Source organism: Pseudoalteromonas sp. SS15 (assembly GCF_049257195.1).
GTDB lineage: Bacteria > Pseudomonadota > Gammaproteobacteria > Enterobacterales > Alteromonadaceae > Pseudoalteromonas.
This window is the reverse complement of record NZ_JBMMUD010000001.1, coordinates 483,131-503,213: the sequence shown is the minus strand read 5'-3', so window position 1 is coordinate 503,213 and position 20,083 is coordinate 483,131. Positions and strand designations below refer to the sequence as shown.

Below are 20,083 nucleotides of genomic sequence, written 5' to 3'. Positions count from 1 at the left end.
AAAAGCATGATTACTTTGCTAAATATTAGTTGGGATATGGAGTATTGCCAGTTTCAAACAGTGAGTACGAAATAGTCAGTGAAGGGGAGCGCATACACAAGGTATACGCTCAGCACAATTTAATAAACCTTACAAATAAGGCCTTTAAGGTAGAAACCTTCAGGGTAGTTACCTGCGATAGGGTGATCGGCTGCTTGGTTCAGACGCTCCATAATCAGCAGCTCTTTACCTGCATCAAGGGCTGCGTCAGCAACAACTTTCTGGAACAGGTTTTGCTCCATCAGGCCAGAACAAGAGAAGGTTAGTAATGTGCCGCCAGGCTTTAGGATTTGCATTGCGATCATATTAATATCTTTATAACCACGACATGCGCCCGTTAGTTGTGCTTTGCTCTCAGCAAACTTAGGTGGGTCCATCACGATAGTATCGAATTGACGGCCTTCTTCACGGTACTGGCGCAGCAACTTAAATACATCTTGCTTAACGAACTCAGCACGTGATAAATCAAGGTCATTGTGCTCTACATTTCGCTTTGCTGTATCAAGGGCTGGTTGTGATACATCTACGTTAATGACGTTTTTACAGCCGCCACGTAAAGCATATAAACCGAATGTACCTGTGTAACAGAAGCAGTTTAAAACCTCTTTGTCTTTAGAGAAACGTTCAAGTGCTGCGCGGCTATCACGTTGGTCCAGATAAAAACCGGTTTTGTGGCCGTTTAAAATATCAACTTCAAGCTTTAAGCCATTTTCTGTAATGACAACAGGCTCTGTCGGCGCATCACCCCAAAGTGCACCCGTGGTTTTTTCTAGGCCTTCTTTTTTACGAACGTCTACGTCAGAACGCTCATAAATGTGGCAATCAGGGAAAAGCTCACGAAGTGCTTGTACTATGTCACCTTTGTGACGCTCTGCACCCGCACTTAATAACTGACAAACAATATAATTGTCGAATTTATCAATGGTGATACCAGGTAAGCCATCAGACTCTGCTGCGCTTAAGCGAAAACCGGTTAAGCCGCCTTCTTCAATGACTTGACTACGGGCATCAAAAGCACGCGTTAAACGACGTAAGAAAAAATCTTTGTCTATGCTTTCAGATTCATCAAAGCTCCATATACGTGCTCTAATTTGAGAATCAGGACTATATGCTGCAGTAGCTAGAAATTTACCTTCGTTAGAGTAAATTTTTACGGTATCACCCAGAGCAGGTTTACCTTTTACTTTTTTGATGGCTTTGGAGAATATCCAAGGGTGTTTACGTTTTAATGATTTTTCTCTACCAGGCTGCAAGTACACTGCACAAGACATGAATTTTTCCTAACTTAATTGTATGCTGGGCATTTTAGTTAAGCGTTTACAAACATACAATGTTGATCAGCGAATTATCCGGAGAGTAGGGCATTGAATACTGATAAATTAGCGTCTTTAGAACAAAATTGTCGCGAATTTGTACAAGCATTACCCATAGCCGATGCAGGACATGACCTAGCGCATGTGCAAAGGGTTGTCACAGCTGCCAAGCTTTTGGCTGAAAAAGAACAGGCAGATTTGCAAGTGGTGGTTGCTGCAGCATGGCTTCATGACTGTGTGGCAGTCGCGAAAAATAGCCCTCTGAGGAGCCAAGCTTCAAAATTGGCTGCTGACAAAGCCATCGATTATTTAACAAGTATCGACTTTCCAAGTGAAAAGTTGTCTGCAGTGCATCACGCCATAGTTGCGCACAGCTATAGTGCGAATGTGGAAGCTGAAACACTGGAAGCTAAAATTGTTCAAGATGCCGATAGGCTTGATAGCTTAGGGGCTATCGGTGTTGCACGCTGTTTTACCGTTGGCGGTGCGATGCATCGAAGTGTCTACAAGGTTGACGATCCCTTTTGTGAAAATCGAGAACCAGATGATTATTCATATACCATTGACCATTTTTATAACAAACTCTTTAAATTACCTGAAGTTATGCACACGTATGCAGGAAAGCAAGAAGCTGAATCTAGGGTGTTGTTTATGAAAGAGTTTATGAAAAAGTTAGGGCAAGAAATAGGCAGCTAAGAATAGTCAATTGAAAAATTTTATTGCGCAAGTCTGACACCGGTGTCATAATGTCGGCGTTTTATCATTTTGTTGTCAAAACGTGTTGGCTGCCCATGTATGTGGGCAGCATTTTTTTAAATAAATGATAACCCATTAATCAAAGAATTCTAGATTGATATTTCTTTCGTTCAGGATGAATTGCAGTAGAGGTTGAAGTGCTTACTCCCTCGAATGTAGAGCGGGAAACCAGATGAAGAAAGTAACAATAAATAGTGTTGCAGAATACGCCGGTGTATCGAAAAAAACCGTTTCACGCGTATTGAATAATGAGCCCAATGTTAGCCCGGCAACACGCGAAAAAGTATTAAAAGTTTTCAAAGAACTTGATTACACACCGAATCCTATCGCCAGAGGCCTTGCTCGCAATCGCAGCTTTATCATCGGCTGTTTGTACGATAACCCCAGTAAAAGTTATATCACACGTGTTCAAAGTGGTGCTTTAGAAGCATGTCACAAATATAATTACAACTTGCTTATACACCCATGCGAACTGCGTGGCGAAGCGCTCATCGAAAACATCGAACACTTACTAACAACCTCTCGTCTAGATGGTCTAGTTCTCACGCCGCCATTTTCTGATTCACAAGAATTAATCGAATTTCTTCAAAAGAAAGGTATTAATTACGCACGAGTTGCATCTGCAATCGAAGATGAAACGTCAATATCAGTCAGAAGTAACGATGAACAAGGTGCTTTCGAGATCACAGAACATTTGATTTCTCTGGGTCATAGCCGAATTGCATTTATTAAAGGTCACCCAGATCACAGTGCGACAGAGCAGCGTTTCTCGGGGTATCAGAAAGCGCTTGCAGAGCATAATATTGCATTCGATGCAGAGCTGGTGGCTGAAGGTAACTTTAGTTATCACTCAGGTGCTGATAGCGCAAAAGAGATTTTAGATTTACAACCAAGACCGAGTGCGGTGTTTGCATCGAATGATTACATGGCAGCCGCGGTGTTAAAGTTGGCGACACAATCAAAGCTGAATGTACCGGAAGATATATCAATAGCGGGTTTTGATAATGCACCGATAGCCCGTCATATTTGGCCTGGGTTAACAACAATCGCACAGCCTGTAGAAGAGATGACGCGACAAGCTGTTGAGCAGTTGATACTTCAGATAAGCGACCCTGATGTAGAAAGAACGCAGACCACACTTGAAGCTAAGCTTATCGTAAGAGAATCGACAGCTAAGCTATAAACCTTTTTCAATTTCTTTACTTGCCCAAGCCTAGCGGTTCGCTGTTAGGCTTTTTTCTTTTTTGACAACTTTTATAGCTCATAAATCAAATTAAAAATTCTGTTTTAAGCCCCTTATAAAACCGTTTTATAAATGTGTAATAAAACTTGTGCTAGATCAACATTCACCATGGCTGCAGGCGTACTATAAAAGTGAGCCAAGCATCAGGTTTGTTTGGAAAAATGACAACTTAAACAGGACTTCATTATGATTATTGATCGCCACAGCTTAGCTAAAGAGTTACCTGAATTTAAAGAAAAAATCCACGAACTAAAAATGAATGATCGACATTTTGCGCGCTTGTTTGATGATTACCATAACTTAGATCATGAGGTGATCCGCATTGAAGAGGGGGTTGAAAATACCTCAGATGAATATCTTGAGTCACTTAAGAAGCAACGATTACATCTAAAAGACCAACTTTATTCTATCTTAAAAAGTGCATCATAAAAGTTTTCACTATATAAGGAGTAGCCTGCTACTCCTTTTTAAGTCCTTACTAATTATACAAAAGACCTCATACCAGTTAAATATCCTTAGAATTATTAATGTTTTATATTTAAAAGCACAATTCTGTCTGTTGTTAGACTTTGGTTTCGGTGACAAAAAGATTCTTTTGTGCAATATTAGAAATTATCAATTTCGAACATTTTTCTGAAAAATTTAATGACAACGCTGTCATTTTGTGTGTAACATTAAATCAACATGAAAAATGCTCTGCCAAATAATCACAAACTATTTGAGCAATACGTTACAGATCAGGGGTCGCTAAATGATGGCTAAACAGGTTGAACAAGACCAGTTATTTATTGGAATAGATGGAGGTGGTACAAAATGTCGTGCAACTATCTACTCTGCTACACAAGGGGTGTTAGGTACTGGGTTAGGTGGTCCTGCCAATCCATTACATGGTCTTGAGCGCACATTAGAGTCAATCATGGTATCAACTCAGCTAGCATTACAAGACGCGGGTCTTCGTGTTGAACAGGTGCATGATATAGTAGCAGGTCTTGGCTTAGCGGGTGTGAATATTCCAGGTCTGTATGACAAAATCATGCAATGGGACCATCCATTTAAAGAAATGTATCTTACAACCGACTTGCACACAGCGTGTATTGGTGCACATGACGGTGATGATGGCGCAGTGATTATTACAGGCACAGGCTCATGTGGTTTTGCTATTGTAAACGGTGAAACAGTCAATTATGGCGGTCATGGTTTTGCGCAAGGTGATATGGGCAGTGGTGCATGGATGGGTCTAGAAGCTGTTAAAGCTGTACTTGTAGATCTTGATGGCCTGGGGCCAAAAACCGTGTTATCAGATACTTTAAAGCAACATTTTCATGTCACAGACGCTATGGGTATCGCCGAGCAAATGGCAGGACAACCTTCAAGCGGTTATGCGAAGCTAGCACGCCATGTATTTGCAGCTGCAGAGCAGAACGATGAAGTTGCATTGCAAATTGTGAAACAAGGTGCCGAATATATCAGCAACCTTGCGAAAAGATTATTAGAAATTAATCCACCGCGTTTATCTATGATCGGTGGTCTTGCTGAGCCATTAAATAAGTGGCTAGATGCTGATATTGCGAAACTTGTTCAGCAACCAAAACAGCCTCCAGAAATTGGTGCTATCTATTTTGCGATGGAAAGCACCCAGCATGAAATTAAAAAGGTGAACTAATGAGCCAGCAAATTTATAAAGCCAAAAAGCTTTTTGATGGTGAACAATTTCATCACGATGTTGTTTTCTCAGTAGAAGACGGCAAAGTTAGTTATAAAGTTTCGGCTGAAAAAGCCGAAGTAATCAATCTTGATGGCCTAGTTGTACCAGGCTATATCGACGTTCAAGTAAACGGCGGTGGTGGAGCATTTTATAACGCTGAGCAAACCACAGCCTGCCTTGCGAAAATGGTTTCAGCGCATGCGCAATTTGGTTCTACTGCGCTTATGCCAACTCTCATAACAGATAAAATTGAAGTGATGCAAGCGGCAGCAGACGCGATGGCAGCTGCCATTGAAAGCAATCAAGCAGGTGTTGTGGGGATCCATTTTGAAGGTCCACACTTGTCCCACCCAAAGAAAGGCACGCACAGCGAGCAGTTTATTCGACCTATCACTGAACAAGAATTCGATATTTATGCGCGTCAAGACTTGGGCATAAAAATGGTGACTTTAGCGCCAGAGACAGTGCCCCTAGCTGATATCGAACGCTTAATTAGCTTAGGCGTTAAAGTGAGTATTGGTCACTCAAATGCAGATTTTGAAACAGCTAACACTGCGCTTAAAGCCGGTGCTGATGGCTTTACCCATTTATTCAATGCGATGTCTGCGTTTACTTCACGTGAGCCGGGTGTGGTTGGTGCAGCGTTATGGGATGATAACAGCTGGTGCGGTTTAATTGTTGATGGTCATCATGTTCATAACACGTCTGCAAAATTAGCGATCCGCTCAAAACAGCGTGGCAAAATCATGCTAGTGACAGATGCGATGCCACCAGTAGGTACCGACGATACTGAATTTGCATTTTTCGATGGTCGTAAAGTCATTCGTACTGGCGATCGTTTAAATTCAACAACCGGCGAACTTGCAGGCAGTGTGTTAGACATGGCAAGCGCGGTTCGAAATACGGTTGATTGGCTAGATGTAAGTCTACCAGAAGCCCTTCGTATGGCATCTTTATATCCAGCGCAATATTTAGGCTTAAACAGCAAAGGCCATTTGCGTGAAGGAGCTGATGCAGATTTTGTTCACCTAGATGAGAATTTATTTGCACAGGCAACATATATCGCTGGTGCTCAGATTTAACTTTCCCTGAGGAAAAAACCCCGCTGCAGTATAGCGGGGCTTTTTTATTTGTACTGGAATAAAATATGACAGCAAAAACACAAAAAAGACGATTAGCATCTTTAGATGCACTCCGAGGCATGGACATGTTTTGGATTTTAGGCGGACAGGGTATTTTTGCCGCCTTATTTGTTTTAACGGGCTGGCAGGGATGGAAAGCGTTTGAAGCACACACAGTGCATAGCCCATGGCATGGTTTTACTTTTTACGATTTAATATTCCCGCTATTTATCTTTTTATCTGGTGTTGCTATGGGTCTTGCACCTAAGCGTATCGATCACCTTCCTTTTAACGAAAGACGCCCGTTATACAACAAAGCACTCAAGCGATTGTTTTTACTTATGGCATTTGGTGTTTTGTATAACCACGGTTGGGGCACTGGAGCACCATTTGCGTTTGAAGAAGTACGTTATGCTAGTGTGTTAGGGCGGATCGCTATCGCTTGGTTCTTTTGTGCTTTATTAGTTTGGCACTTTAGCTTACGTGTCTTAGCATACTCTGGCGTTGGTATTTTAATTTTCTACTGGGTACTTCTTTGCTTTATACCTGTACCGGGTGGTGTTGCAGGTGACTTGTCTGCGGCAGGTAGTTGGAATGCATGGTTTGATAAACACCTTTTACCTGGTATTTCATATCAAAATCGTGTGGTTGACCCTGAAGGTATTTTGTCGAGTTTACCAGCGATTGTGAATGCGATTGCAGGCGTATTTGCAGGACAACTGATCGCCAAAGCCAATGAGCGCGGTGAATGGAAAACCTGTGGCATTTTATTCGGCGCAGGTGTTGTAAGTTTAGTACTCGGTTGGACATGGGATTTACACTTCCCAGTTAATAAAGAGCTTTGGACCAGTTCATTTGTATTGGTAACAGTGGGGTGGAGTGCGATTTTACTTGCTGTTTTCTACGCTGCAGTCGACATTTTAAATGGCCAAAAACTGGCTTATCCGTTTGTAATTATTGGTGCAAACTCAATCATTATCTACCTAGCGTCATCTTTAGTTGATTGGGAATACATTAGCCGTAGTGTGTTCGGTGGTGTGGTAAACGCAGCCCCAAGTGAATGGCAGCCGGTATTGGCGGTGACTGCGCTGATTGCGGTGCAAATGTTAGTGCTACATTGGATGTATCGTCGCAAGATTTTTGTCAGCGTTTAATTTAAAACCTTGATTATTTACTTATGCAAAAGGCTCATATTAATGAGCCTTTTTGTTATAAAAAAACACAAGTTTTTTTTCACTTTTACTTTACAAGCGCTCAATTAATGATAATAATGACAGCGTTGTCATAATGGTACAGCCTAATAAGATTATCCCGATTAGGTTTGATCTGGCGCTTATTTTGATTGCACGCGAAGTAAGCCCAGATCCCATTTTTTCTTTTCTTCTACAACGAGCCAAAACCATGCAAATAGTAATCTTAAACGACGCCAATGAAGTTGCAGCTTATGGCGCAGATATCTTTACAAAACAACTACAAAAGAAAGCAGAGTCTGTGTTAGGTTTAGCGACCGGTTCAACACCAGTAGCGCTTTACCAAGAACTAATTCGTCGTAACGAAGCAGGTGAAATTAGCTTTAAAGACGCGACAACATTTAACTTAGACGAATACTTAGGCCTAGATGGTTCACACCCGCAAAGCTACCGTTATTTTATGAACGAGCAGTTGTTCAACCATGTAGACATCGACAAAGATAAAACCCATGTACCACCGGGTGATGCGAAAAACCCAATCACTGCGTGTCAGGAATACGAAGGCCATATTGCCGCTGCTGGTGGTATTGATGTTCAACTATTGGGCATTGGTCGTAACGGTCACATTGGTTTCAACGAGCCGTCTTCAGGTTTAACGTCACGTACACGTGTTAAAACATTAACCAAAGCAACCATTGATGATAATGCGCGTTTCTTCAAAGAAGACGAATACCAACCGCATTTATCTATCACTATGGGTATCGGCACTATTCTTGATGCTAAAAAAGTGGTGCTACTTGCGACGGGTGAGAACAAAGCCGAAGCGGTTCATGCAATGATTGAAGGCCCGTTAACAGCAGCTTGCCCAGCATCTGCACTACAAATGCACCGTGATGCGGTTATCGTGATTGATAAAGCTGCAGCTAGCAAGTTAAAAGACATTGAGTTTTATCAGCACATCGAAGCTGAAAACCAAAAGCTTCAGGCCTACTTAGCCTCTTTGTCCTAAGGACCTGTTGAACTTTCAAGTTTGTTTTTACAGTAGTTTGATTGGTATTTATACACGGCAGAGCCTGCGTAGCATGGTTTTTCCATGTAAGTCAGGCGATAACAAAGTAGAAATGCCAATCAAGCGCTGCCAAATAGGCTCTTCTGAGCGAACTTTTCTCATTGTTACTCGATTTTTACTTAGCCCACTAGGTATAAAACCGAGTGTTGCGATAAAAGCCCGCTCATAAAGAGTAAAACTCGAACAGCAAACAGTAACAGGCCCTTTACGCAACTACATGTTTTAAAAGCCCGTAAGGGCTTTTTTTTTGCAAATTTTACGGCTTATTTATTTAGCTTAGACTGTCTGTATGTTAGCTTAGGCTCAAATCATGCAAAGGAGTGAATATGCTTCATTACACGCAAATGAGTTTAGACAGAGCGTCGCAGCAGCGCAAAGACAGCAACTGGCTAAACACGCAAAAAACCACCAACAGTCGATGGCTTTTAATTAACCAAGATAAAAACTTATTTAGCGCTGATTTACAGAGACTTCAGCTATTACTTTGGTCGTCAGTCGCACACTTAAATACAGATGATGCCGTGTATATTGGTCATCAAGACGAAATACATTACTTTGTGTTAGATGTGTCGAATATAGATTCAGATGAAGTGAATGATTTATCAGCGGGTGGCACTTTTGAAGATATGCGTAAAGTTGGGCCAAAACTAAATGGTTTTGAAGCATCTATCGGCGTACTGGCTAGAGGTATGTGCTATTGGCATAAAACGCATGTTTTTTGTGGCCGTTGCGGCACAGCAAATAAGCCTTATGAAGGCGGTCATGCCCGTCGTTGTCAAAATAGTGAATGTCGTCATATCACATTCCCGCGAACTGATCCGGCGGTGATCATGTTAGTGACCCACACTTTTGAAGATGGCATAGAGCGCTGTTTGATGGGCCGTCAGGAAAGCTGGCCAGAAGGCGTGTATTCAACGCTGGCAGGTTTTGTTGACCCAGGAGAATCACTCGAGCAAGCAGTATTGCGTGAAGTCGAAGAAGAATCGGGCATTATTGCAGAAGATGCGCAATATATTGCATCACAGCCATGGCCTTTTCCGTCGTCATTAATGCTGGGCTTTATTGCCAAAGCGAAAACCACAGAGATTTCTGTGGAGCAAGATGAACTACAAGATGCTAAGTGGTTCTCAAGGGCAGAATTAAATACATTCGCAGAGTGGGGCGATGATACGCCTGGGTTTAAACTTACCCGAAGAGATTCAATTTCACGCTATTTAGTCGAATATTGGCGCGCTCTCGGCGAATAAAGCAAGTTAAAAATACCAAGGTTTAACAATGAAAAAGAACACTAAGATTGTCAGTACTGGCAGAAAAAAACAATATACCCAAGGGGTCGTAAACCCAGTTGTGCAACGTGCTTCAACGGTCGTATTTGATACCGTAGAAGAAATGCAGACTGCCATTAAAGAGCGTGCTGATCGCACCTTATTTTATGGTCGTCGTGGTACAAATACCCACTATGCGCTGCAAGATGCCATTACCGAGCTTGAAAATGGTGCAGGATGTGCACTTTATCCATCCGGTGCTGCGGCCATCAGTCAATCTTTATTGTCTTTTTTGAAATCAGGCGACCATTTATTAATGGTTGATAACGCATACGAGCCGACACGTGATCTATGCGACAAGATTTTAGCTGGCCTTGGGATCACGACCACGTATTATGACCCAACGATTGGCGCAGGCATCGAAGCCCTTATTCAAGAAAACACCAAAGTGATTTTCTTAGAATCTCCGGGGTCAATCACCATGGAAATTCAAGATGTGCCAGCACTTGTTGAGGTTGCGAAAAAACATAACATCATCACTATGCTAGACAATACCTATGGTAATGGTTGGCATTTTAGACCGCTTGATTTTGGCGTTGATGTCAGTATTCAAGCGGCAACCAAGTACATTGTTGGTCACTCAGATGTGATGATGGGCGTTGCGGTTGCAAATGAAGCCCATTGGCCGACATTGCGTGAGCATTCTTATTTGTTAGGTCAATGTACGTCTGCTGATGATGCTTACTTAGCATTACGTGGTCTTCGTACTATGCCTGTGCGTTTAGCCCAGCATGAAAAAGCTGCGATACAAGTCGCACAGTGGTTGTCTGAACACGAATTGGTTGATCATGTTCGCCACCCAGCATTTGAAACTTGCCCAGGGCATGAATTCTTTAAACGCGATTTTGATGGCAGCAACGGTTTGTTTTCGTTTGTCATGAAAGAAGGTAACCTAAAATCAATCAATGCGTTTTTAGATGCATTGCATCATTTCAAAATGGGCTTCTCATGGGGCGGCTACGAAAGCCTTGTCACTGCCAATAAAACCATGGCAAAGCTGCGCTCAACAACAGGGTGGGAGCACGGCCCGATTATTCGCCTGCACATAGGCCTAGAAGATGTTGAAGACCTAATCGCAGATTTAGAGCAAGCACTGCAGGTTTATAAAGATAATTTGTAAGGTTCGATTAGTAAATTGAAACAGATTTATGAAAACGCGACTTAATGTCGCGTTTTTCTTTTTACATCGCGCAATCTTGCTACTTTCGAACGGAACAACCTCATAAAACCAATCTGCCCGAGCCAATTAACCCCATCACTAAGCCAAAGCCGCCGCTGGCAAACCCAAGCACCAGACCAATTCGGCCAAAAAGCTTTTGCCATTTAGGGCGACATAGAAATGGCTTATCTGCCACTTCACTTTCAGTCATGTGTTGCTGGTCTATGTTAATGATATTTTGAGCTTGGAAAATCTGTAAGCCAAGTATCAATGCAAATGCTGTATAAGCGAGCGTTGGCATAATCCACCCCGCGCTAAATGAGTAACTCATAACGAATAGCACCCCAAATACAAACGTGGTAATTAACATTCTGGTTCTCATAACTTTAAGTATTGATTTTGTCTGCTCAGTCTTTGCATACTTAATCGGAAATTTCATGCTGTAAAACACCGCGAGCATAGCTGCGAATGCGCCGATAAAAGCACCGCCAAGCACTGCAAAAAGTTTCAAAATCGGTGAGCTATACGTTGTATTGCTGACCAGTGTTGCCGCAGCAACGGGTGCACTTGGGGCGACCAAGCCTAAAGCAACAGCTGGGGTAATCGTCGAAATTGCCAATGTACCAAAGCGATTTAAATATTGAGACTTAAGCTTCTTTCGGCTTCTTGATAACTGCTGACGTACTTTTTCCTCAGAGATATCTAATAATGCAGCGACTTGCTTGCTTGATTGCTCTTCTCGATAGTATAAGATTAAAATCTCACGGCTCTCTTCTGGTAAAGCAGAAACAAGTTGATTCATCAGCATGACTTGTTCATCTTTTAGTAAATCACTATCAGGACAATCATGGTGAGCAAGTAACTGCTCAAGTGATTGCTCGAGTGACTCATCATTGTCAGACACTAAATTCGACTTTTCTCGCAATACGTTTAAAGCTTTATAACGAGCAGTTTGTCGAAGCCAAGGTAAAAAGCTGTGATCGTTTTTTAACTTATCGAGGTTTTGCCATGCATTGATAAATACTTGTTGCGCTACATCTTCACTTGCATGCACGTCCTTCGTGATAGCGAGCGCAATACTGCATATGAGTTGTCGACATGCTTTGTGAAGTGCTTCAAAGGCATTTACATCACCTTTTCGTGCATGCGACACATATAAAGCAATACTGGTACTGTCTTTCATGTCTAGTTTATACGCTAATGTATTCATGATTTATCCTTAATGAATGCCGTAATTTGGTCGTTTAGCCATTTAGAATCATCATACATAATAAAGTGGCGAGAGTTTGTATTCATTTTGACTACAGCGTTAGGTAAATTTGCCACTTGCCCTTTATATAGTTGTTCAACGGCTTGTTTGCGAGAGTTATCGTTAAATCCACCTGATGCCCCCAGAATAAGCAAATCCGCTTTTATTTCAGTCAGTGATGGTCTTAAATCATTATTCATTAAATAGTGTATAGCTTTGCCAACGGTAACCGGATCAGAGCGTTCAGCCATATCAATGATTTGTCTTTGATGCATAGCCTGAGTCGCATGAATATATATACCGCGCTTAGTTTGCTCAGCTAGTTGTGTTTGAGTCATTGATTTGTGCATTAAAAGTATGCGTTCAGCTTGGTTGCTAAGTGAAGCAGGTGTCGTTTGATTTGTGCCGGTAAATATCGGGCCAATATAGGGTAGGCTATCTACTGAAACGACCTTACTAACAAGCTCTGGCTTTTCTAATGCGATAGACATAGCTAAAAAGCCTCCTAGGCTATGACCAATTAGAATTGTTTTATTTGCTACCGCACTTGAATCTTCTGACTTGCGACTCTCTTCAGTAATAAAATCAATTAGCTCATTTTTTAACTCGTTCATCGAAAAGTTTGTAGGTTTTTGACTATCGGCAAATCCGGTGATTGATACCACATGTACACGGTGTTTATCTTTGATTGTGTCTAGAGTGCCTTGCCAAACTTCACCGTTAGACATAAGACCAGGGATCAGAACGATATCGGCATTTTCTGTTTGGCTATTTCCGACTGTTTTAACAGTAAAGTGATTATGCGCCCAAACTTTAGCGGTATTTAATGCTGCCGCAATCGCGATGAACAAGACAATCAATAGACTTAATTTTTTAGGTTTATTTGGTTTGTTATGTGACTTAATCATAGTAGCTCCTGTTGGTTATATAACTTAGTCACTTGAGCGAATCAAAGTGTGACAACTTTTATTAAATTTATTTGTTATCCGAATTAATAGCGATTACATTGGAAAAGTTAAGTAAAAGGATTAAAGTCATGACACCTGCGATTTTACTCGCCAAGAAAGCCAAAATCTCATTTAACGTTCACGAGTATAAGCATGACCCAAAAGCGCAATCTTATGGCTTGGAGGCGGCCGAAAAGCTAGGTTTAAACCCATCTCAAGTGTTTAAAACTCTAGTGGTTGAAACTGACAGCAAACAACTTGTGGTCGCGGTTTTACCCGTAAACCAACAACTGAATTTAAAATCGTTAGCAAAAGCCGCGGGTACAAAGAAAGCCGCTATGGCGCCACAGCAATTAGTCGAGCGTTCAACGGGGTATATTTTAGGTGGCGTTAGCCCATTGGCCCAAAAAAAACGTCTCGCCACTGTGATTGATAGCTCAGCCAAAAACTTTGAAACCATTTTTGTGAGTGCAGGGCGCAGAGGGCTCGAAATTGAATTAGCGGCAGCTACTTTATGTGAATTAACGCAAGGGCAGTTTGCAGATATTCAAAGCTAATGAGTTTTTTAGCACCTTATTTGGTGCTTATTCTGTTCCATTTCGAATTTGTCTATGTAATGAAAGTATTCCAGCATAATCAAAGAAGGAAGCCTGCTCCTTCTTTGATGTAGAAATTTCAAAGCTACTTATCGACTTTATTTAAAATCCAATCTCTTAACAAACTGCCATCCACAAGCTTAAAGTTTTGTGTGCTTTTAGGCATTACATTATGACCATCTTGAACAACCAATAAACCATTAGGGAGGGCTTCACCAAGATAGCTGCTTGTTACTGCCAAACCATCGGTTTCTGAAGCACCATCGATCATGCTCGCCCAGTTTGCACCGACTTGAAAAACACCCAGAAATTCATTGTTATTGTCTACGGCGTATACTGCATAGCGGTTATTACCTTGGCTAGATACAACAAGGTATTGTTTGCCGTTTAAGCGATATAAGCTCATGCCTTCAATATCGGCTTCGACTTGCTCATTTAGACCTGTGATTAGCTTGTCAGGTTGTTTACCTTTAAGATCTTTTAACCATACACCCGTTGACTCTTCACCATAAAACAAGCGTCTATTCGCATCATCGCTTACACAGCCTTCAGGTTGACTAGGCACTGTCCATTCTAGAGTTTTCTGGCCTGCTACCTTTTGCTTATTAAATGCAATCTCGTATTTTTGAAAGCGGCCATCGGTGTCATTAATCCATACCGCCAGTTCATTATCGTATTGTCCCAAGCATAAGCCATATGGATCAGCCAAGTCTGTTTTAATGTCGGTAAGCAAAGTAGGGAGCCCAGATTTTTGATCGATTTTAAATAGGCTGATGCTTTTATTGGTTCGGTTACTGGCTACTGCAATATCAACAACTTCACCATTGAATTTAACGCCGTAACGAATATCGACATTGTTTACTCGACCAACAGGCAAGGCTTTTACAAGATTGCCATTAAGATCATATACGTTGAGTCCTGACTTTTTATCAGTACCATAAACCAAGCTGTTTGAAGGGTTAACTCTATTTACCCAGATCTCGGGATCATCTGCGGCATCACCATGAGATGCAACAGGGCTCGTTTGTGCAAAGGGGAGCAGATTGGCAATCGGTTGCTCATTATTCTTTTTCAAAGGTAACTTATGTTTGCCCAAATTGATTTTGATATTCTTAGATGTCTCATCATCGAAGATATACGCAATTAAGTTTTTGTCAGAGCGTTGAAGCTGAACGGTTCTAGGTGCTATGTTTTTGGGCAGCTCAAAAGGTTTGAACGCGTGATTATTTTGGTCAAGTAGCCAAAGCTGGTTTGTACTCGGTGACACCACAGATACATCACCCGAAGCGGTTGTATCTAAGTATTCTACTTCGAGCCCCTCAGCAAGCTGGAAAAGCTCGCGAATAATTTCAAGCTCAGGGTTAGTCGAGTACTGCCAAACGCCAATATTTTCTTCTGCGATATACAGTGACTCTGTGAGGTCGTTCACTGCACAAGACTTCATATTAAGACCAGCTGCGAAATGTCGAATTTCACTTAACTGCCAATCAGCCTCGTTTGCGGTATTCAGCGCCATTTGACTAACGATGCCGTCCACATCAACTGTGAATAACTCAATATGTTCAGATGAAGAGGCTAAACAAATTGCATCAAATGCTGTTTTATCAGCCAAAAGCTCATACGCTTTTTCAATACGATTGTGTTTAAAGTCAACTTTAATGAGCTCGATATTGCCGGTGTTTTTATTTAGGGTCGATAACACCCCTAAAGACTTTGAATTTGGTAGCCACCTAAAATCTAAATGTTCAGACTTAGAATTGATTATCGATAAAGCTCGCCCTTGCTCATCGAGTAAAGCAATACCGTGCGCTTCACTCACAGCAACTTGTTTATGGCCAGTATGTGCGACATCAATAGGCGAAATAAACTCAGACTCGGTTAGCCATTGTTTATTAGCCTGTGAAGCATTGGCAACGCCACTACAAAGTAATCCACCAATCAACAAAGATAATTTTAAAGATGTGTTTGTCATGTTGAGCTCTTAAAGCTGTTACTAAATCATTGCGGCAGACAGTAACGATGAAAAATGACATAAATGTTTCAGCTGTCTTTATGCAAAGTGTCAGCAGGGCACTTTGGGGCTTTTAAACAGCTCATTAAGCATTTTTTGAGCTAATTCGACCCCTAAAAAAGCCGTTTAAAGCTTTGCAGCGAAATGAAATGAGGAGCAATTTACGAAAAGTCACTTAATGCACATTCTTGTATGAGCCAATAAGACCCTTGGGCAAATCTGCATGATAAATAGAGCGCTTTAAGCGCTTTAATAGGCTATCTTACAATTTTGCAGCTTGAAGTGATTTTACTAAATTTAAGAGAAAAGTCGTCTCAACAGAGTATCACTATGAAAATACATTATCTTGAAATCGTTACCCCAGATGTTGAAGCCGTGTGTAAAGCGTATGAGCACTCACAAAATGCAAGTTTTAGCCACCCAGATGCAATGTTAGGCGGTGCCAAAACAAGGCTTTTACAAGATGGCAGCATTCTTGGTGTACGCGGGCCCTTAAGAGAAAACGAAACGCCAGTAGTTAGGCCATATTGGTTAGTCGACAATATAGAGGCTGCTGTTCTGCATGTTGAGGCCGAAGGCGCTGAAATAGCTATGTCGCCAATGGAGATACCAAAGAAAGGTAAGTTTGCAATTTACATAATAGGCGGCATCGAGCAAGGGTTTTGGGAGTTATAACCCCAGAGAAACTTTTCTTTTATTTATAAACTCTGAAAATGGATCAGCTAAGCATCATCAAATTGAAATAAAGAACACAAAATGTTCAAACAATCCAACAGGTTGTTGCCTTTTAAGATTAATCTTGTATAGTTGCTAGCAAGTCGGCATATAGCGCAGCTTGGTAGCGCACTGTCATGGGGTGTCAGGGGTCGCAGGTTCAAATCCTGCTATGCCGACCAGCTTTTCCTCTCCCCTTTAAATATCAACGAACATTTTAATTTTTAACTCATTTTCTCTTTTATCTTAAAACACGCTTTAATCGTTCACCTTTTCATTACTAAACTCTTCTCTTAAAGCACCATAAAAATAGCGCGATTTGCAGCCCAGCTACACCGCTGTAAAACCACAGTGTTTCTATACTCCCTGAAATGAATACAAACATGCCGTTGAATAAAAGAAAACCACCTAAATAGCCCCAATAACTGCCGTTAAATAACTTCGTAGCAATAAAGTGAGTTGGCAAGCCGAAAATAATCCAGCCAATAATCGAAAAAATAAAGTAAAAGAGGCCAACAAAGATAATTGAGGTGTAGAAGTAATATAAATCAATTGATACATAACTTGATTCGTTAGACCAAAACAACACCATGAATGGAATAAACGACATCAAGATGGCTTTAAATATTGAGTGAAAGCTGTGAAGCATTTGTTTTTTATTAAGGCAAAACAGAGTGCGGGAGTTAGGTTTCATCGTCTTCATTTATTATCGCCATTAGAGCTGGCCTTGCAACAGACAAAATTAGTATGATTAAGACAATCGCACCGAGTGCTAACTTAAACGTTTTAAAAAACCAAGGCCTTTGCCATATCTCTCCATTTTCTTCTTGTAACTTCTTCTGTTTGATGAATTCGTCATAAGCTTTATTTAAATCAGCGTGTTTAGTGATTTCTGGATACTCAATAACATACCCAATTTTAGCCAGTGAGATACGTGCAAGTTCAGATTGTGCTTGATTAACATAAAGCATGTGGTTTTTAACATCAGCATGATACTGAATACGTTCTTGATCTAATTTATCGGCAATCTTCACTGAGTCTACCAAGCGCATGTCTTGAATAAGTGGTCTATAGACAGGGCTTTCGCTTCTTGCCCATATCAGAACAAACATGGCTATGATGAGTGATACACCAAGTGTCATCATTAGTTTGAGTTCTTTTGTGATAATTGTATTGATGTTGTTTCTCCAAAACTTTGATTCTAAAGCTTTAATTCATAATAGTTATTTTCTAGGAGGCCCATTAAATCACAGAGCCTCAATGACTCTTCTTTTAAACCGCTCCCGCAAATAACCGTGCATGCGTCTTTCTTGCATATTCATCAGACATTCCCGATAGGTAGTCGGTCAGCACGCGCATTCTCGCGTTTTCATCTTTTGCTTCTTCAAAGATCACTTGAGTCGTGTGTGGCAGTAGTCGCATCGGGTCACTGGCGAATGCTTTGAATAAGTCCATCAACAGGTTTTGGCCGCTGAATTCTATTTGCTGCATTTTGGGTTCGCGGATGAGTCGCTCGTACACGAAGATTTTTAACACTTGCAGAATTGCTGCAAACTCGGGTTCGAGTTTCACAGTGCTTTTAAGTAAGTCTGATTCAAACGCGTCGTTTTGTGTTTGCATGCTGCTGTTTACAATGAATAAGTTTACAAGCTCGCCAATGGCGTCTTTTCTGAGCGACTCATCGTCTGAGAATAAACGCTGCGTGAGCGTGTCTAAGTTTTGTTTTAACCAAGGCGAATCGAGCGCTGTGAGTTTTGGCATCGCATAGTTGTGCCAATCTGAGGCTGACAGTGTTTCTGTGGCAATGGCGTCTTCTAAATCGTGCACGGCATAAGCAATGTCGTCGGCCATTTCCATAATGGCGCAATCGAGTGACTTAAATTGGGTTTTATTTCTAAAATCATCCCAAGGTTTATTTGATTGGAGTAAGTCTTTATCGGCATTTGAGAAAGGCGCGAGTACCCAGTCAAAAATGTCTTGGTCGCAGTTATACACGCCTTTGGCTGGCAGCCAGTGATGGGCGGTAATGAATGGCGAAGCAGGGTCGTGCTCAGCCTGTGAATGCCAAAGCTGGTTGATTAATGCCGGATATTTAATAAAGCCCAGTAATGTACGGCGCGTTAGGTTCATACCAAAACCTTTTGAGTAAGGCTCAAGTTTGGCAACGATGCGCAGTGTTTGGGCATTGCCCTCAAAGCCACCATGTTCACGCATCATAAAGTTCAGTGCAGTTTCGCCGCCATGACCAAATGAAAATGAACACATACCAATAAGTAAAAAGCGTATGTATTATAAGGGGAGTTAAATTAGTGATTAGGGAACATATTCATGTACGCCTTTAACAGTGAGAAGTTCAAATCAACTTTATATTGCAATGAACTGGGAGTTCCGTATTTATTACCGTGCTTGTTTTCTCAACACTTACATGAAAATAAAGAAGGCTACAAAATTTCCTGGATTGGCAACCTTGATAAGAAATCTAGGAAAAAGGCTGAACTTACTAATATCCACCTTGCAGACACTACGATTAAGTCAATCTGTAGTGAGTTGAAAAAGTTCATTGTTTGGTATGAGGAATATTCCCAAGATAAAAATGCCATTAAAATGAAATTTCATCATAATGCACCGGATGAGCTATTAGAGCATTATATTAATGAAGTCCTCGTTGTGGATTTATGTAAGAGCGAAAAAATGGTAGAGAAGGCACTCAGTGCTATAAGGTATTATTATAACTTTCTTGCTTATAATGGAATTTCCCACTTAAAAACAATTGATTTTACAAAAAAAGCCAGAGTTATAGCTAAGGACAATACCCAAACTCGCAATGCAATAAAGTATATTTCTACAAACATGAGAGCGACTATTTACAATTCAGCGGACACTATTCGTGATGAATGCTTATTAAAAAATAGCGGAGAATGTGGATTACGTACGAAAGAAAATACTGGAATTCTGTTAAATGACTTCAAAGTAGGAAAGATGACTTATCAAGGTGTTAAATCCTTTTTCGATAAAATTGATTGGGAAGAGAGTCAAAACCTTCAGGTGGAGCAATTGCAACAAGAGTTTAAGTATAGGTTACAAGGCAAGTATACTAAGGGAAAGAAATCCAAAGGCGGACGAGCTCGTTGGATTTATATTAAGCGAGATCTCATGCTGAGATATAAAGCGTACTATCAAACTGAACGTCCGACTAGTAACTCTAATACCTTGTTTGTTACGAATAAAGGACATCCAATCGGCACATATCAAGGAACTCGTGCGTTTACCAAGGCAAGAAAAATTGTTTTGGAAAAGCAGGACAAAGGATTGCTCCCGGAATACTTCGATATATTGGAAGACGAACATACATATCATTGTCTTAGACACTCGTTTGGCACAGATAAGTTTTATGATGCATGTATTAAAAACGGACTAAACTTTGAAACGGTTTCCTATACACATCAACCATATCGGCTTGTTGCCGAGCTTCTTGGGCATACAAGTGAAAAACCTGACGTGCAAAGTCAAACTACAAGTATGTATATACATTTTTGCTTTGATAAATTGGCTACGGAAGAAAAAGTAAATTCGAGTTTAGTGCTTGTAGGTTAGTTTCATAGTGGAACTAACCTATTGATATATAAGGAGTATTTGATCTTTTTGG

General features: G+C 41.0%; 18 protein-coding genes, 1 tRNA gene and 1 pseudogene. 13 read left to right on the top strand and 7 right to left on the bottom strand.

What is annotated here, in order from left to right; genetic code table 11:
* Nucleotides 1-119 precede the first annotated feature (119 nt).
* Nucleotides 120-1,310 carry a class I SAM-dependent methyltransferase gene (locus AAEU28_RS02170; protein WP_404389985.1) on the bottom strand — a complete coding sequence of 397 codons (1,191 nt, stop codon included), beginning with the start codon at nt 1,308-1,310 and terminating at the stop codon, nt 120-122.
* A 93-nt stretch (nt 1,311-1,403) separates the two neighbouring features.
* Here AAEU28_RS02170 and AAEU28_RS02165 point away from each other — a divergent pair, with 93 nt between their 5' ends.
* The 9 genes from AAEU28_RS02165 (at nt 1,404) to AAEU28_RS02125 (ending at nt 10,881) form a co-directional block, all read left to right on the top strand.
* A complete protein-coding gene (locus AAEU28_RS02165) occupies nt 1,404-2,048 on the top strand; it encodes an HD domain-containing protein (RefSeq protein WP_421962767.1) in 645 nt (214 codons plus the stop codon).
* Nucleotides 2,049-2,280: 232 nt separating this feature from the next.
* Nucleotides 2,281-3,291 (top strand): LacI family DNA-binding transcriptional regulator, encoded by a 1,011-nt coding sequence (locus tag AAEU28_RS02160; RefSeq protein ID WP_421962766.1) that lies wholly within the window; start codon nt 2,281-2,283, stop codon nt 3,289-3,291.
* Nucleotides 3,292-3,537: 246 nt separating this feature from the next.
* A complete protein-coding gene (locus AAEU28_RS02155; protein WP_421962765.1) occupies nt 3,538-3,780 on the top strand; it encodes a YdcH family protein in 243 nt (80 codons plus the stop codon).
* 322 nt (nt 3,781-4,102) lie between these two features.
* Nucleotides 4,103-5,014, top strand: coding sequence for an N-acetylglucosamine kinase (gene nagK / locus AAEU28_RS02150; RefSeq protein ID WP_421962764.1), 912 nt, complete (start codon nt 4,103-4,105; stop codon nt 5,012-5,014).
* On the top strand, nt 5,014-6,138 hold the full coding sequence (nagA, locus tag AAEU28_RS02145) for an N-acetylglucosamine-6-phosphate deacetylase (RefSeq protein ID WP_421962763.1): 1,125 nt from the start codon (nt 5,014-5,016) through the stop codon (nt 6,136-6,138). Before nagK ends, nagA begins: the two co-directional genes overlap by 1 nt.
* 65 nt (nt 6,139-6,203) lie before the next feature.
* Nucleotides 6,204-7,331, top strand: coding sequence for a transmembrane glucosamine N-acetyltransferase NagX (gene nagX, locus AAEU28_RS02140; RefSeq protein WP_421962762.1), 1,128 nt, complete (start codon nt 6,204-6,206; stop codon nt 7,329-7,331).
* A gap of 247 nt (nt 7,332-7,578) precedes the next feature.
* On the top strand, nt 7,579-8,376 hold the full coding sequence (gene nagB / locus AAEU28_RS02135; RefSeq protein WP_421962761.1) for a glucosamine-6-phosphate deaminase: 798 nt from the start codon (nt 7,579-7,581) through the stop codon (nt 8,374-8,376).
* A gap of 386 nt (nt 8,377-8,762) precedes the next feature.
* Nucleotides 8,763-9,683 (top strand): NAD(+) diphosphatase, encoded by a 921-nt coding sequence (gene nudC / locus AAEU28_RS02130; protein WP_421962760.1) that lies wholly within the window; start codon nt 8,763-8,765, stop codon nt 9,681-9,683.
* A 28-nt stretch (nt 9,684-9,711) separates the two neighbouring features.
* The gene (locus AAEU28_RS02125) at nt 9,712-10,881 is read left to right on the top strand and encodes a cystathionine beta-lyase (protein WP_421962759.1); all 1,170 of its coding nucleotides are present in this window, start codon (nt 9,712-9,714) and stop codon (nt 10,879-10,881) included.
* A 100-nt stretch (nt 10,882-10,981) separates the two neighbouring features.
* Here the strand turns inward: AAEU28_RS02125 and AAEU28_RS02120 are convergent, their stop codons facing one another.
* Nucleotides 10,982-12,130, bottom strand: coding sequence for an RNA polymerase sigma factor (locus tag AAEU28_RS02120; protein ID WP_421962758.1), 1,149 nt, complete (start codon nt 12,128-12,130; stop codon nt 10,982-10,984).
* On the bottom strand, nt 12,127-13,077 hold the full coding sequence (locus tag AAEU28_RS02115) for an alpha/beta fold hydrolase (protein ID WP_421962757.1): 951 nt from the start codon (nt 13,075-13,077) through the stop codon (nt 12,127-12,129). The genes AAEU28_RS02120 and AAEU28_RS02115 overlap by 4 nt, the downstream gene beginning before the upstream one ends.
* A gap of 128 nt (nt 13,078-13,205) precedes the next feature.
* Here AAEU28_RS02115 and ybaK point away from each other — a divergent pair, with 128 nt between their 5' ends.
* Nucleotides 13,206-13,673, top strand: coding sequence for a Cys-tRNA(Pro) deacylase (ybaK, locus tag AAEU28_RS02110; protein ID WP_421962756.1), 468 nt, complete (start codon nt 13,206-13,208; stop codon nt 13,671-13,673).
* Nucleotides 13,674-13,797: 124 nt separating this feature from the next.
* Here the strand turns inward: ybaK and AAEU28_RS02105 are convergent, their stop codons facing one another.
* A complete protein-coding gene (locus AAEU28_RS02105; RefSeq protein WP_421962755.1) occupies nt 13,798-15,684 on the bottom strand; it encodes a phytase in 1,887 nt (628 codons plus the stop codon).
* Nucleotides 15,685-16,053: 369 nt separating this feature from the next.
* Here AAEU28_RS02105 and AAEU28_RS02100 point away from each other — a divergent pair, with 369 nt between their 5' ends.
* Together AAEU28_RS02100 and AAEU28_RS02095 are read left to right on the top strand one after the other, a co-directional pair.
* Nucleotides 16,054-16,398 (top strand): VOC family protein, encoded by a 345-nt coding sequence (locus tag AAEU28_RS02100; RefSeq protein WP_421962754.1) that lies wholly within the window; start codon nt 16,054-16,056, stop codon nt 16,396-16,398.
* A gap of 144 nt (nt 16,399-16,542) precedes the next feature.
* A tRNA-Pro gene (locus AAEU28_RS02095) sits at nt 16,543-16,619 on the top strand.
* A gap of 98 nt (nt 16,620-16,717) precedes the next feature.
* Here the strand turns inward: AAEU28_RS02095 and AAEU28_RS02090 are convergent.
* The 3 genes and pseudogenes from AAEU28_RS02090 to AAEU28_RS02080 form a co-directional block, all read right to left on the bottom strand.
* A complete protein-coding gene (locus tag AAEU28_RS02090; protein WP_421962753.1) occupies nt 16,718-17,047 on the bottom strand; it encodes a hypothetical protein in 330 nt (109 codons plus the stop codon).
* 73 nt (nt 17,048-17,120) lie between these two features.
* Nucleotides 17,121-17,582 carry a hypothetical protein gene (locus AAEU28_RS02085; RefSeq protein WP_421962752.1) on the bottom strand — a complete coding sequence of 154 codons (462 nt, stop codon included), beginning with the start codon at nt 17,580-17,582 and terminating at the stop codon, nt 17,121-17,123.
* Nucleotides 17,583-17,709: 127 nt separating this feature from the next.
* A pseudogene (locus tag AAEU28_RS02080) lies at nt 17,710-18,687 on the bottom strand (anti-phage deoxyguanosine triphosphatase); the annotation flags it as partial.
* Nucleotides 18,688-18,765: 78 nt separating this feature from the next.
* On the opposite strand from AAEU28_RS02080, the gene AAEU28_RS02075 reads away from it, so the two are divergent.
* Nucleotides 18,766-20,031 (top strand): tyrosine-type recombinase/integrase, encoded by a 1,266-nt coding sequence (locus AAEU28_RS02075; RefSeq protein WP_421962751.1) that lies wholly within the window; start codon nt 18,766-18,768, stop codon nt 20,029-20,031.
* Nucleotides 20,032-20,083 lie beyond the last annotated feature (52 nt).